Source organism: Candidimonas nitroreducens, from assembly GCF_002209565.1.
GTDB lineage: Bacteria > Pseudomonadota > Gammaproteobacteria > Burkholderiales > Burkholderiaceae_B > Candidimonas > Candidimonas nitroreducens.
The window spans coordinates 242501-255396 of sequence record NZ_NJIH01000008.1 but is presented as its reverse complement, the minus strand read 5'-3'; the positions used below and the strand labels follow the sequence as shown (position 1 = coordinate 255396).

At 61.4% G+C, this 12896-nt stretch carries 12 protein-coding genes; 1 reads left to right on the top strand and 11 read right to left on the bottom strand.

The genetic code is table 11. The features are described from left to right. Positions 1-17: 17 nt before the first annotated feature. From CEY11_RS15200 to CEY11_RS15175, 6 genes are all read right to left on the bottom strand, one after another. Complete coding sequence (locus CEY11_RS15200; protein ID WP_088604240.1) at positions 18-518, bottom strand: flavin reductase family protein; 501 nt, start codon at positions 516-518, stop codon at positions 18-20. Beyond that, on the bottom strand, positions 515-1894 hold the full coding sequence (locus CEY11_RS15195) for a phenylacetate--CoA ligase family protein (RefSeq protein ID WP_088604239.1): 1380 nt from the start codon (positions 1892-1894) through the stop codon (positions 515-517). The genes CEY11_RS15200 and CEY11_RS15195 overlap by 4 nt, the downstream gene beginning before the upstream one ends. An 18-nt stretch (positions 1895-1912) precedes the next feature. Then, positions 1913-2386 carry a flavin reductase family protein gene (locus CEY11_RS15190; protein WP_088604238.1) on the bottom strand — a complete coding sequence of 158 codons (474 nt, stop codon included), beginning with the start codon at positions 2384-2386 and terminating at the stop codon, positions 1913-1915. Positions 2387-2415: 29 nt separating this feature from the next. Beyond that, the gene (locus CEY11_RS15185; protein WP_088604237.1) at positions 2416-3582 is read right to left on the bottom strand and encodes an acyl-CoA dehydrogenase family protein; all 1167 of its coding nucleotides are present in this window, start codon (positions 3580-3582) and stop codon (positions 2416-2418) included. Between the two features lie 122 nt (positions 3583-3704). After that, positions 3705-5297 carry a rhodanese-like domain-containing protein gene (locus CEY11_RS15180; protein WP_158215334.1) on the bottom strand — a complete coding sequence of 531 codons (1593 nt, stop codon included), beginning with the start codon at positions 5295-5297 and terminating at the stop codon, positions 3705-3707. A gap of 19 nt (positions 5298-5316) precedes the next feature. Further along, complete coding sequence (locus CEY11_RS15175) at positions 5317-6702, bottom strand: acyl-CoA dehydrogenase family protein (RefSeq protein ID WP_088604235.1); 1386 nt, start codon at positions 6700-6702, stop codon at positions 5317-5319. Here CEY11_RS15175 and CEY11_RS15170 point away from each other — a divergent pair. Beyond that, the gene (locus CEY11_RS15170) at positions 6689-7684 is read left to right on the top strand and encodes a Bug family tripartite tricarboxylate transporter substrate binding protein (RefSeq protein WP_158215333.1); all 996 of its coding nucleotides are present in this window, start codon (positions 6689-6691) and stop codon (positions 7682-7684) included. The two genes, CEY11_RS15175 and CEY11_RS15170, sit on opposite strands and share 14 nt — an antisense overlap. A 51-nt stretch (positions 7685-7735) precedes the next feature. On the opposite strand, the gene CEY11_RS15165 is transcribed toward CEY11_RS15170, so the two are convergent. The 5 genes from CEY11_RS15165 to CEY11_RS15145 form a co-directional block, all read right to left on the bottom strand. Beyond that, positions 7736-8989: an aconitase X catalytic domain-containing protein gene (locus CEY11_RS15165; protein WP_088604233.1), complete on the bottom strand. Its 1254-nt coding sequence runs from the start codon at positions 8987-8989 to the stop codon at positions 7736-7738. Beyond that, the gene (locus CEY11_RS15160) at positions 8986-9405 is read right to left on the bottom strand and encodes an aconitase X swivel domain-containing protein (protein WP_088604232.1); all 420 of its coding nucleotides are present in this window, start codon (positions 9403-9405) and stop codon (positions 8986-8988) included. Before CEY11_RS15160 ends, CEY11_RS15165 begins: the two co-directional genes overlap by 4 nt. Beyond that, on the bottom strand, positions 9402-10166 hold the full coding sequence (locus CEY11_RS15155) for an SDR family NAD(P)-dependent oxidoreductase (protein ID WP_088604231.1): 765 nt from the start codon (positions 10164-10166) through the stop codon (positions 9402-9404). Before CEY11_RS15155 ends, CEY11_RS15160 begins: the two co-directional genes overlap by 4 nt. Positions 10167-10196: 30 nt before the next feature. Then, on the bottom strand, positions 10197-11573 hold the full coding sequence (locus CEY11_RS15150; RefSeq protein ID WP_158215332.1) for an MmgE/PrpD family protein: 1377 nt from the start codon (positions 11571-11573) through the stop codon (positions 10197-10199). A gap of 158 nt (positions 11574-11731) precedes the next feature. Beyond that, positions 11732-12889 (bottom strand): CaiB/BaiF CoA transferase family protein, encoded by a 1158-nt coding sequence (locus CEY11_RS15145; RefSeq protein WP_088604229.1) that lies wholly within the window; start codon positions 12887-12889, stop codon positions 11732-11734. Positions 12890-12896 lie beyond the last annotated feature (7 nt).

Sequence of the window (12896 nt, the reverse complement as noted above, 5' to 3'; positions counted from 1 at the left end):
TGGGCCAAACAGCCGGCTCACCCCGCGGCCTGCTCCTGCAGGCAGGGGACGCGCAGCCTGTCGAGATAGCTCAGCAAGCCGTCGCAGCTGGCCAAATAGGCGAAAGAAGCAACTTCTCCGACGTAGAGATCGTGGTCTCCCTGATCGATGTGCAGGGTGACGGCCACCTCGAAACACGCCGCCGCCCCATCCACCAGGGGCACATCCAAAGTACCGCCGCGCCGCCACTTGAACCCATGCGCCGCGCCCGCCTGCCGGCACTGAGGCCATAAGCCGCGATGATCGGCGGCCAGCACACTCAGGCCGCAGCTGGCTCCGACGGCCAGTGGCGCTACCGCGCTGTCGCCCTTCCATACGCACCACATCACCAGCCGCGGCGACAGTGATACTGAATTAAAGGAACTCGCCATCACCGACAAGACACGCCCATCTTCCGCCGGCCTTCCGACCACCACGAGTCCGCAAGCGAAATAATTCTGGTGCCGCTCGAAGGTGGGCCGATTTGCAATAGTATTCATGCCCGCTCCAGGACTATTAGACGAGACTTGGTCTCAGTACGCCCCAACGCCCCGCTTGCGACAAACTCGACATCGCTGCTTACCCGGAGCTCTTCGCGGATGGCCCGCTCGATGGCTGCCTTCAAATGGGTGGCTTCAGGCGGGCTTTCTACACGCAAACGCAATGGAGGCGCGACCTTGGGCCCGGGCTCGGACAGTACGATCTGGAACGGCCCGATACCGCTAGACGCGAAAGTACCGATCACGTGCTGCACCGCGGACGGAAAGATATTCACGCCGCGCACGATCAACATGTCGTCGCTGCGCCCGACTATGTCCATACGGAATCCGGTGCGGCCGCATGAGCATTCCGAGGTCTGCACCCTGATCACGTCGCCGGTTCGATAACGCAGCAAAGGGCAGGCTTGGCGATCCAGGTGGCTGAATATATATTCACCCTGGGCGCCGTCCCGCATTTCAATGATCTTGCCCGTCTCGGGGTCTATCAGCTCCACCAGGGCAAAGTCGGGCGTCATGTGATGTTTGCCGTTGCGATGCTCGCAGTGGGCGAATATATTGGGGTGCGCGTCCGACGTCGAGGCCCAGTCGTACACATGCGGCGTGCCCCATGCCTGTTCCATGCGCTGCTGAAATGCGGGCTGCTCGAACCCCGACTCACCGCCTCCGCAAACAATGCGCAGGCCCAGTCGGGCCGGAGGGATTCCCAGCACCTCTTCGCATTTTTCCACCAGCGCCGCGGCGAACGAAGGGGTGCCGACCCACACCGTGGCCTTCAATTGCTGCATCAGTTTCAGCATGCCCTCGACGCGGCGTTCCGCCCCGGCGGGAATACTCACGGCGCCCAGATGCTCGACGGCCGCGCACAAGGGTACGCCGGCATTGAACATGCTAAGCGCAAACCCGTTGACCACGCGGTCTCCGGGCCGCACGCCAAAACCCCACAAGACGCGCGCGACGCTTTCCGTGCGATGCTGTGCATCCTGGGCGGTATAACCCTGGAAGACGGACTTCCCCGTCGTGCCGGACGTGGCCGTGACACGCACGATATCCGACATCGGCGCAGCCACATGCCGCCCAAAAGGAGGGCTTGCTTCCTGGCTGTCCCGCAGCTCCGTTTTGGTCGTGAAAGGCAAACGGGCCAGGTCTTCGATCGTGGCAATATCCTGCGGATCGCAGCCAGCCTCGCGGAACTTGTCTTGATAGAACAGGGATCGGGCCGACACATACCGCAGCTGCTTGCGCAATTTGGCGAGCTGCAGTTCGCGCATGCGATCAACCGGCATGGTCTCGCGCGCGGGGTTCCAGAAACCGCTCTTGGAATCCCCGCCGCCGGCACTTATGATCTCTGTGGAAAACGAGTCGGAAGCAGATAGCATAGTGGTTCCATCAAAGATTTAATCGAGCAGTTGCGCGAAGCGCCCGGCAAAAAACAATAGCGGGGTGCCTTCCTGCTCGTCGCACTCAACGACATCGCCGATGAACATGATGTGGTCGCCCAACTCAAGTACGTCCGAACGCCGGCAGCCATACCAAGCCACGCAGCCATCGAACTTGGGCAGCCTGCCGCAACCGCTCTCGCTGTAGGACAAACCCATGAAGCGATCCGGCAGCGGCGCCGCCAGCTGCCGCGCGATATCGACCTGGGCTTCGCTCAGCACGTTCACCGCAAAATACGTGGCATGCTCGAATGCGGCCCGGCTGCGCGACCCGGCGCCCAGGCTCCACGCCAGTCTTGCCGGGCTGGTCGTAATGGGCATGACAGAATTGGCCGTCAGACCGACCAGCCTGCCATCGCCATCGCGTGTCACCACCACCGTCACTCCTGTCGGGTAACGAGCCAATGCGTTTCGAAACTCGCGGGATTCCATACACGCTCGCTAGGGCCTGTTGACATGACTTACAAACGCGCCGTGGTGTCGAAAGGCTGCCCGAGATAGTATTTGCCCAGGGTGGCGGCCGTTTTGTCCAGATTTTCGTGCAGGGTGTGGATACGCAGATCTCGAAACATCCGCGACATGGGCGAATCCGCCCAGAACGCGCTGGATCCTATAATCTGCGCCGCTTTGTCCATGACAATGACGGCGTTTTCAATCGCGCGATGCTTGGCGCACATGGAAAACAGTTCGGCGGCTTCGCGATCGCTCTGAGTCCACATCCAGGCCGCCCGATAAATGAGCCAGCGCACAGAATCGATTCCGATGCGTATCTCACCCATGCGCAGCTGGGCATAAGAATCACTGGCCGTGCCGCGCTTGGGCAAGTATTCGCACAAAAGATCGAAAATCCCTTCTGTCGCTCCCAGGTACTGGGCGGCAAAGCTCAAGTGGAAACGCGCCTGCCAGCGCTGCCTGGGATAAATGCCCAGTTCTCCGACGACGTTCCGGTCTTCCACGAAGCAGTTTTCCAGCTTCAGGGACGGACTATGCGCGCCACGCATCCCGATCGGATTCCAGGATCCCGGAACCACCGAAAACCCCGCTGCGTCCTTGGGCACCAAGATACCGAGATGCCCGTTCTCCGGCGACTCATTGGCTACCCCTGCAAAAATCAGGTTGTAGTCCACATCCGCGCCCAGGGTCGCATAATTCTTCAGGCCGTTGACGATATAGCCCCCATCCGTTCTTTCGGCGGCGGTCACCAATTTGTACAGCCCGCGCGAGGTGCGGCCAGGCTCGCTGCCCGTGGCATTGAGCAGGCTGCCGCGCTCCAGAACCGGCTTGAGCACACGCTCTCTCTGCTCGTCGTTGCCCACCTGGTCGACATAGTGCGCTCCGTGGCAATGGATGTGAAAGCACTGGGCAGTGGAAAGATCGCCCCGGGCGGTTTGCTCGATGGCAAGCAGATAAAGCAGCGGATCCTTGCCCGCAGTCCCGCTACCCATTCCACCCATACGCTCGGAAATGGTCAGGCCATTCAGTCCCGCATCGAACAAAGCGCGCAGATTCTCACGCGGGGTGTCGGCATCCAGGTCGTGCTTGGCGGCATTTGCTTTGAATATCGTTCTGCTGAGCTCTCCAACAGAGTCATACACATTCTTTTGGCGGGGGGTTAGCTCGAAACTCATAATATTCCCGATGACATGGAGCGTTGATGAAGCTGATACTCTGAATTACGCGATGTAGAGATATCCTATCAACGCAAACCCGAATTCAAGACAACATAGTGAAACGGCGCCTCGCGATTTCACTATGCTGATCCGGCCGCAATCGCATCTGCAATCGCAGCGCTCAGGCGTACTTCCCATTTCAGGTATTGATCCATGTCCGCCAGGCTGGAGTGATAAGGAGGAACGACCAGATCCCGTTCGCGGGCCACATCGGCCGGCCAGCCCTGTTCCGCCCGATGATGCCGCCGCCAGGCGTCGGTGCCTCCTTCGAGCGCTTGAACAGCCCGATACCCCAGGCGCTTCAAATTGGCGGCGGCATACATGGAATGAGTTCCGCTGCGGCACACCAACACCACCGGGGCATCCAAAGAGGCGGCGTGCTTCTGTATCCGGCCTTCGAGCCAGCCGTAGGGGATCCATATAGAGCCGGGAACTCTGGCTTCCTCATATGACCGGCTGGTATCGACGTGCACGACCAGCGGCTGCGGGCTCAGCTCCGCCAAGGCTTCGGGGCTGATTTTGCTGGCCTGAGCGCACGCTTGCTCGAACCCGAGCGGCGCCGAGCGCACCCGCCCCGCTTCAAGCGGCTGCCCCGCGGCTGCCCATCCGGCCGTGCCGTCGAGCAGCACATGGACGTTCCGCCACCCCATCTCCCGAAACCAGAATGCCGTCAGATAAGCGCGCCCGCCACCATCGTCCACGAAAACCACCGGTGCCTGGCGGATCGGCATGAAGTCGTCCGCCCGCTGGATCGCGAGGCCTCCCGGCAAGGCAATCGCTCCCGGAATATGCCCACTTACGTACTCATCGACCTGGCGCACGTCATACATGTAGAGGTTCATTTTCTTTGCGGCACGCGCTGCCAGCCATTGCGCAAGCTGGGCCGCCTCGACCACCCCAGCACCTGCAAGCGCGGCCTTTGCAGAGGCCAGCTCCCGCCCCGACGCCCGGCTTTGCTGCGTGGGCGACATGACGCCGCGAGCCGGCCCCTTTTCAAGCTCGAATCCGGCCAGCCGCCAGCCCATGGTTCCGTTCTCGAGCGCGTAGACCTCCGGCAGGCCCAGCTCCCGTAAAGACTGACAAGCGATAATGCTGCGCGTACGGCCGGCGCAATGAACCACGACCGGCCGGTTCTGCTTTTTCAAGTCGTCGGCCAGCAGGGCCAAGTCCACACCGAACGCGCCGTATGCCCCCGGTACGCGAGCCTCCTCGTATTCACTGGGCGTGCGTATATCGCACACGATGTGATCCTTCCCTTCCTCCTGCCAGGCCTTCAACGTCCCGGGCGATATGTAGGGAACCTGTTTCGCCTCGTGTACGCGCTCGCCGAACAGCTTGCCGGGCACATTCGATCCCGTCATCAACCGCCTGCCCGATTCGAGCCACGATGCCGTCCCTCCGGCCAGGATACGGAGGTCGCGGTAGCCCAGGCTTTCCAGGGTTCGGCCCGCGTACAGGGCCCGGCCGCTCGCGCCATCGTCATACAGGACGATCGGCGTATCTCGGTCGGCCACGAGATCGCCGATGCGCAGCTCGATCATTCTCCGCGGCAGTGTGCATGCGCCCAGGATATGGCCCGCGTCTGCCTCTGCCGGTTCGCGCACGTCGAACAGAGCCCACTGGCCGCCGCTCTCGCGCAGAACATTCAAGTCATCCGGAACAATGTTTTTCATACCCATCTCGCGCCCTGGCTCAACCTTCACCACCCGAGACGCCCATGAATTCCTTGCCCAGCAATTCACGGATGACGGTGATTTTCATGACGTTGATCGTGCCGCCGGTAAACGTCAGGGCGATCACATCGCGATAGCGGCGCTCGATGTCCAGCTCTTTCAGATACCCCGATGCTCCATACATCTGCAAGCAGTCATAGACGGCCTGCACCGACGAGGTAATACCGCTCCATTTAGCCATGCCCGCCACCCGCGCCGCGTTCTGGCCCTGGGTGTTCATCCACAAGCCCTTGTATGCCATGAGGCGGCAGCTTTCTATGCGGGTGTAGTGCTCCACCAAGGGGAAGCTGACCGCCTGGAACATTCCGATGGGGCGGCCATACACCTTCTTGCGCTTGACAAAATCGATGGTTTCATCCAGCACCTGTTGCGCGGTTCCCAAGGCATTGAGCGCACTCAGACAGCGGGTCACATTCCAACGGGCGTAGAGCGCCGCTTTGCCCTGCCCTTTCCCGCCAAGCACATCCGTGACCGGAATGCGCACATTCTTGAAATTGACAATGGCAAGTTGATGGGCCCGCGCACCCATTTCCGGCATGATCTCGGTACTTATCCCGGGCAGGTCGGACGGCACGCGCAGGAAGTTGATGCGCTGGGAGCCGTCCGCCCCGGTAACTTTTGCCGTCACCCCCATATAGCCGGCTCCGGGCATCAGGCTGACGTGGATCTTCTGGCCATTTATCACGTACTCGTCACCCTCGACGCGCGCCTCGGTTTCCATATTCGACACATCGGAACCCGCGTCTCTTTCAGAGGTGGCGATGGACAGCAGCTTCTCGCCCCGGATCACTTCGCGCCGTATGTCGTCGCCCCAGCCGGGAACCAGATTGGGCATCGAGTTCTGTATGGAGCAAATCATGGAGCAGCTGGTATCGACCCGGCCGATCTCTTCTATCGCAATTCCCAGGTGTATGTAATCGAGTTCCTGGCCCCCCAGGCTCTTGGGGGCAATGATCCCGAACAGCCCGGCCTCGGCCATCTTTTTTATGGCGTGCCAGGGCATTTCCTCCTTCTCGTCACACTCGCGCGCATGAGGCAAAATCTCACGGCGCGCCAGATCGGCCACGAACGCACGAAACTCTTCCTGCTCGGGGGTAAAGCTGAAATCTAAAGCCATGGATTTGTTCCTTTTAGACTGGGTATGACCGGGTGTGCCGGAATCAATGCGTCGCCACACGCCAATTGTTGCCATGCACAGCATAAGGCTCGGGAAATAGCCTCCAGCCATGCTGTTTCGCATATCAAGACAAGCTATAACCCCCCCACCGGATACGTCCATACTTCTGAAACCCGAAGCATTTACAAACAGCAAACCGAACCAAAGGAAAGCAATGAAAATTTCCATGCAATTTGCTGCGTTGGTGCTGGGCCTATCCAGCGCCGTCCAAGTGCAGGCGAAGACCGTCTCCCCGAACACCTCCACAGGCTATCCGGCCAGGCCCGTGACGATCGTGGTGCCCTTTCCTCCAGGAGGCACCAACGACATCGTCGGCCGCCTGTTGGCGCAGTATCTGCAAGCCGACCTGCGGCAACCCTTCATCGTCGAGAATCGCGGCGGAGCCGGCGGCATCATCGGCACGGAGCTGGTCGCCAAGGCCAAGCCCGATGGCTATACCTTGCTGGCGGCATCGTCGGGGCCCATGGCCACCTCACTGGCGCTATACAAAAACAAAATCCATTACGACGTAATGCGCGATTTTTCCGCCATAGCCACGCTGATAGACGTGACCGTGGTCGTGACCGCCAATCCCAATTTCCCGGCGCGCTCCATCAAAGACTTGATACGCATCGCCAAGCAAAAGCCCGGCAGCGTCAGGGCGGCCTTGCCTGCGGTCGGATCCATGCACCACCTGCTCACCGCGCTGTTTCAACTGGACACGGGGACGAAGCTGAACATGATTCCCTACAAAGGCAGCGGCCCGGCCGTTCTGGACTTGCTCGGCGGCCACGTCGACATCGATTTCGACAACATGCCGGCCGTCATATCGCAGATCCGCGCGAATAAATTGCGGGCCTTGGCGGTTGCCTCCGAGTCAAGGAACCCGGAACTGCCGAACACGCCGACGCTCAAGGAGCTGGGGTTGAAGAACCTGGTGGCGGCGCCCTGGTTCGTGCTGGTTGCGCCCAAAGACACTCCTGCCGAAATCACAAATATGTTGAACAGCGAGGTCAAGAAAATATTCGCAAAACCCGAGGTGCAGAAAAAACTCCAAGAGATTGGCGCCAATTCGGCTTGGAAGGGGCGCAAGGAGACGCGGGAATTCCTGTCCAGTGAAATCTCTCGCTGGGCAACGGTGGTAAAGGAAACCGGCGTGACCGTGGATTAGGGCCAGTGCGGCCCCTTCTTAGACAAGCGGGCCCTAAGCGGGCGGGATCACTCAAGTCATGGCCCGAACGCAGTCGGCAGTACTTGCCAGCGCGGTCGACAAGCCACGGCTTGACATCAGGAAGGCCATTTTCGAGGAATTCGTCAATAAGCGGCTGTGGCGGGAAAGCGTGTCCAAAGAGGTGTAGACACACGTGTCGCAAGTTACCTTGACCCCTGCCTGCACCAGCTTTTCCAATAACCCGAGCCTCGCGGCCTCGGCTCTGACGACGACATTCGTATGTACGAAGAAAGTCTTGTCCCGGCTTACGGCGCGCCCGTGCATCAACAGGGCGATTTCCCGCAGCTGCGCAAGCGATACATGGGGGCAGCCGACGACCGCCACGTCGGCCGGCAGGCCACCGAGACCATCGATGGCCTTGCGCTGGGCTTCGAGATCGCGATCGCCGATGTCCATCGTATCGGCTTGAATGCGTTGCGGATCCTGCGTGGTTTCGATACGCCCGCGCGGCCGGCCGGCGTCGGCACCGCCCCCCAACGCGGCCCGCAGCGTAGGCGCTTCGGGAGTGACGCCAACCATATGAAACATGGAGAGCGAAGAATATGTCGCAAACGCGGCACAGAACCCGTATAGATCGTCTTGGGCTATTGAACTCGGCAGCCCGACAAGCACGGGAATTCTGTCTGCGCACCGGCGCGCGACCACGGCGCCTAGAAGGTGAAAGCCATCCAGCCCGGCCAATGCGGCTGTCACCCGGAATACGGCCGTCCCGCGCCGTTCGGCGGTTTGATGCATGCCGTAGCAGGGTGTTATTCCCGTCAAGGCGGACGCCAGCGCAGTGGCGCCTTCCCGATTGGTTCGGGCGCCCAGCACACCATTGACAAAAGGAGCAGTCGCCGATTCGCTCCAGGCCACGGACTCGCCCCGCGCCGGCAAATACCCCTGTGAAAACGGATTGCACGAACAGGTCGTAGCCGCTCCCATGCGGGCCAGAGCATGCAAGGCGCGCTGCTGCAGCTCGGCATCGCCCCGCGGGCTGGCGCCTACGGCCTCGCGATCGATCGACAACACATTGGTGGTCGTCGGAACGCAAACCCTGGCTCCATCGTCGGCCAGGGACTCCAGCCATCGCACTCCGACGTCCCGCAGCGACGTCACCGACAGGCCGACATGCGCGGAGCGCACGGGAATGCAGTATGGAGCCTGCTTGGCCAGGCCGACGGCACGAAGGATCTGCATCGCCTGCCGAACCGCGGCACCCTGGCCACCGTCGAGCATGGCTTGCTGTGCATCCGTCAGGTTCATAGGAAGCGCACCAGGCCGGTTCCGCCGTCGACCAGGAGCCGATCCCCCTCATTTATGCAGCCCAGGGCCTCGGCGCCCAAACCCGTCACGAGCGGTATGCCCGCGAGCACCGCGCCCGCGACGACGACTGCGTCGGCAACATCCATGACGATGGCGATGGGGCCGATTTTCTTCGCCGCAAGACTCATGAGTATGTATGAGCCGCCGCTACTACCCTTGCCCGCTGGAAACACCAGTATTCCGCCGGCCAGACAGCAGCCATCAAGTGCGTGGCCGGGTTCGTGCAAGACGCCTGTTTCGGGATCGATGCGGGCCACGCTTACGGCATCGCGGCAGGTTCGCGCAATTCCGCGCGCAACTCCGGCCACCAGCCCGGTTCCGCGCAAGGCGGCGCGCTTCGTCGCCCGGGTGATCATAGGCAGACGGTGCTGCCGCCATCGACCGGCATCACTGTTCCAGTCAGGTGGCGCGAACGATCCGACAACAGCCACAGCACGGCCTGCGCAACATCTGAAGGCAGGCCCATGCGGCGGGAAAGCACCGGACGGGCGTCGGCCCGCTTCGTCGTTTGCTCGTGGGTCGATTGGATACGGGCGAAGCGATCCGACTCTATCGGCCCCGGAGCCACGACATTGACTCGCAGGTTATTTTCATAATACTGATCGGCCAGCCCTTTGCTCAGCAGATTGACCGCGGCATTGGCACAGCCGCCCGGCAAATGGATGGAAATCGGCTGGCGCGCGCTACGGCCGGAAATATTGACGATATTGCCGGCGCCCTGCTCGATCATGTAGGGGATGACGGCGCGGCATGATCTTATATAGCCCATCAGCTTTACTTCGAGGACGTCATTCCATACGCCGTCATCCAGAGCCAGAAAATCGCCGAACAGCGACAGCGACGTCGAATTGACCAATGCGTCGATGCGCCCGTGGCGGGCGGCAACTCCACGCGCCGCGGCATTCACCTGGGTGGCACTGGCGACATCCAAAGGCACGGTATCGTCGCCGTGGTGCCCGCTACCCAGCTTCGAAGCCAGGGCCTGCAGCTTTTCGTGCGAACGGCCCGAAATGACCGTAACGGCGCCCGCGGCATTCAGGCTCTGGGCGATTTCGGCCCCGATGGCACCGGAGGCCCCCACTATCCATACGACTTTGCCGTTGAATTCCTGATCCACAGTCTATTCCCCCGCCTTGAGATCCACAGTCTACAAATCCTTGAACAAGTCGGCCATGTCACACACGGCTTCCAGCCCTTGCACGCGGTCGATGAATCGCCCGATCCTGTCGCGGCTCCATGGTTGTATACCCTGCCGCATGCAGTCGTACACCTTGTCGTGCAGCGTGCTTTGCGCGATCTGGCCGCTGGTGCCGCCGGGAAAGAATTCCACCTTTTCACTCAGCCTGCGGCCCGATCGCATTTCAAAGATTACTTCCGCCGGGGCGATCTGCCCCGTATTGTCCGGGTCGATTTCCACGCGTACCGATCGCGCGCAGGCGGCGACATCTTGCTCCGTCACGTTGGCGGGCTGTATGTCTTCCAGCGCAAAGCGCCGCCGAAACAGCACGCAAGCCACCGCATATTGCGCACTGAACTGCCCGGTAACCTGGGCCCCATTGCGCTGCGGATCGAATTCGCCGCCCACCATGCGATTCATGAATTCGGAAATCCGTACCCTTATGACGGCGACGTCTGCCGGCCGTATGTCATGCCGCTCGACCAGCAGCAGTGCCGCCTCGGTCAAGGCGTGCGAACATCCGCAGCTCGGGTACTTCTTGATGGTAATACGGGAATTCTCGTAGCGCGCCCCCAGGCCATCAAGCAGGACGGCCGGATCACATTGCTGGTAAAGCGTGAAAAGCCCGAACTTTCCCTCGAACGGCATGGCTGGCGCGGTCACGCCGGCACGGGCCAGCAGCGCGCAAAACAAGCCGCCCTTCGCCGCAAAGGCAGCCATGAAACGCTTGGTCAGGCTTTTTTCCTGCATCGATTGCTGCGTGCCACTGACCTGGAACAGGGCAGCGCCCAAGGCATGAGCAATTCCGGCCTCACCCAGGCCCAGCAGTTTCGCACTGGCCGACGCGGCGCCGAACACGCCGAAGATGGAAGTGAAGAACCAGCCGTCATGCCCCTGGGCGGACAATCCGAGGCGACAGTTGATATCGTCGGCCAGCACCAGGGCGGTCAGCAGCTGCTTGCCGCTCAAATGAAAATGCTCGGCCAGCGCCCACAAGGCGGGCAGCGTCACGACTTGGGAATGCACCAAGGCTTCCAGATGCAGCGAGTCGAAATCCAGCGCCGCCGCCGCGGCGCTGTTGAGGAAGGCGGCTTCCTGCATCGGCGCCGTCTCGCCCGTGCCCCAAAGCGTACAAGCAGGGCCGCCTGAAGGCTGCCCGCTGGAGGCCAGAGTATTTTTCACCGCCTCGATGCCGGTCGCGTCCGAACCCGCCCAGGCTACCGCCATGGTATCCAGTATCAGGCGCTTGGCGGCCGCCACGGCTTGCGCCGGAAGCGCGTCGAATGCGGTGGCCGAAACGTGCCGCGCCAAGGTCTGCGACAAGGTGGAGGCAGTTTGTTCCGACAAAGCCGTTTGCGTTTTCAGTGCGTGCGCCATATTCGATAACCTCATCTGGTGCTGCCGTCGCCGGTCGGGACTGGGCCGACATCGAGCTTATCAGTCCGGGCAATGCGCACGACATAAGGTTTCGCCATGTTGACCAAAAGCGGCAGGAGCCGCCCGCGTCAAACAACGCCGTCGGAATGCAATTGTTCGATTTCCGCCTCGGAATACCCCAGGCCGGAGAGGATTTCCACTGAGTGGGCGCCCAAGGCCGGGGGCTCGAGATCGGGCTGCGCCGGTTCTGCGGCAAACTTGAGAGGCACGCCGAGCTGCCGGTCGCCGGCATTGTTTTGCAGAATCATCTGACGATCCCGTGTGTGGGCGTCGGCCAGCGCCGCGCTCAAGGAACGCAGGGGCGCGTAGCAGACATCCATGCCATCCAGCCATTCGAGCCACTGCGCCAGGTCTTTTTGCCTGAAAAAGCCCTGCAGCCAGTCCTTGAGAGGCTGCTGCTCTTTTGCTTGCAAGGCGGCATACTTGCCCAGATCGGGCCGGCCCGCCTTGGCCAGGAAATTATCGACAAATTTTTTCTCGGCACCCGCCAAGGCTATCCACTCTCCGTCCCTGGTCTGGTACATGCTGTAGAAGGCCACTCCGCCCCAGATGCGATCCTGCTGCGGCGCGGGAGGCTCCTCCCGCATGTAGGCGCGGCCCATGAAGCTGGCGCAGCAGGCAAGCAGCGCGTCGTACATGGCTATGTCCAGATAGTCGCCAAGTTGCGTCTGGTGGCGGCGCAGCAGCGCCATCAATATCCCGGACAGTGCCATCAGGGCCGCAGCGATATCGGAGACCGGCACCGACGGCATCGCGGGATACCCGTCACGGCCCAGATTCAGGCTGCCCAAGCCCGCCAAGGCGTGTACCGCGAGATCATGCGCGGGTTTGTCGCGATAGGCGCCCGTCTGCCCGAACGCGGAAAGGGAACAATAAACCAGCCCCGGCGCCCGGGATCTGACGGCTTCATAGCCTATGCCCAGCCGTTCGGCCACTCCCGGGCGGAATGCCTCCAGCAGCACATCCGACGATTGCGCCAGGCGCAGCAGAATCTCCCGCCCCGGCGCCTGCTTCAGGTTCAAACGCAGGCTTTTCTTGCCACGATTGGCGTTGCTGAAGAAATCCGTGTATTTGCCTTGCGCCGGGCCAATTCCCCGGCTGGGGTCGCCACCGTTGTGAGGCTCTATCTTTATGACTTCCGCGCCCTGATCAGCCATCATCATCGTCAGATAAGGGCCGGGAAGAAACATCGAAAGATCTATGACTCTGATGCCCGACAGCTTCATGGCGCAA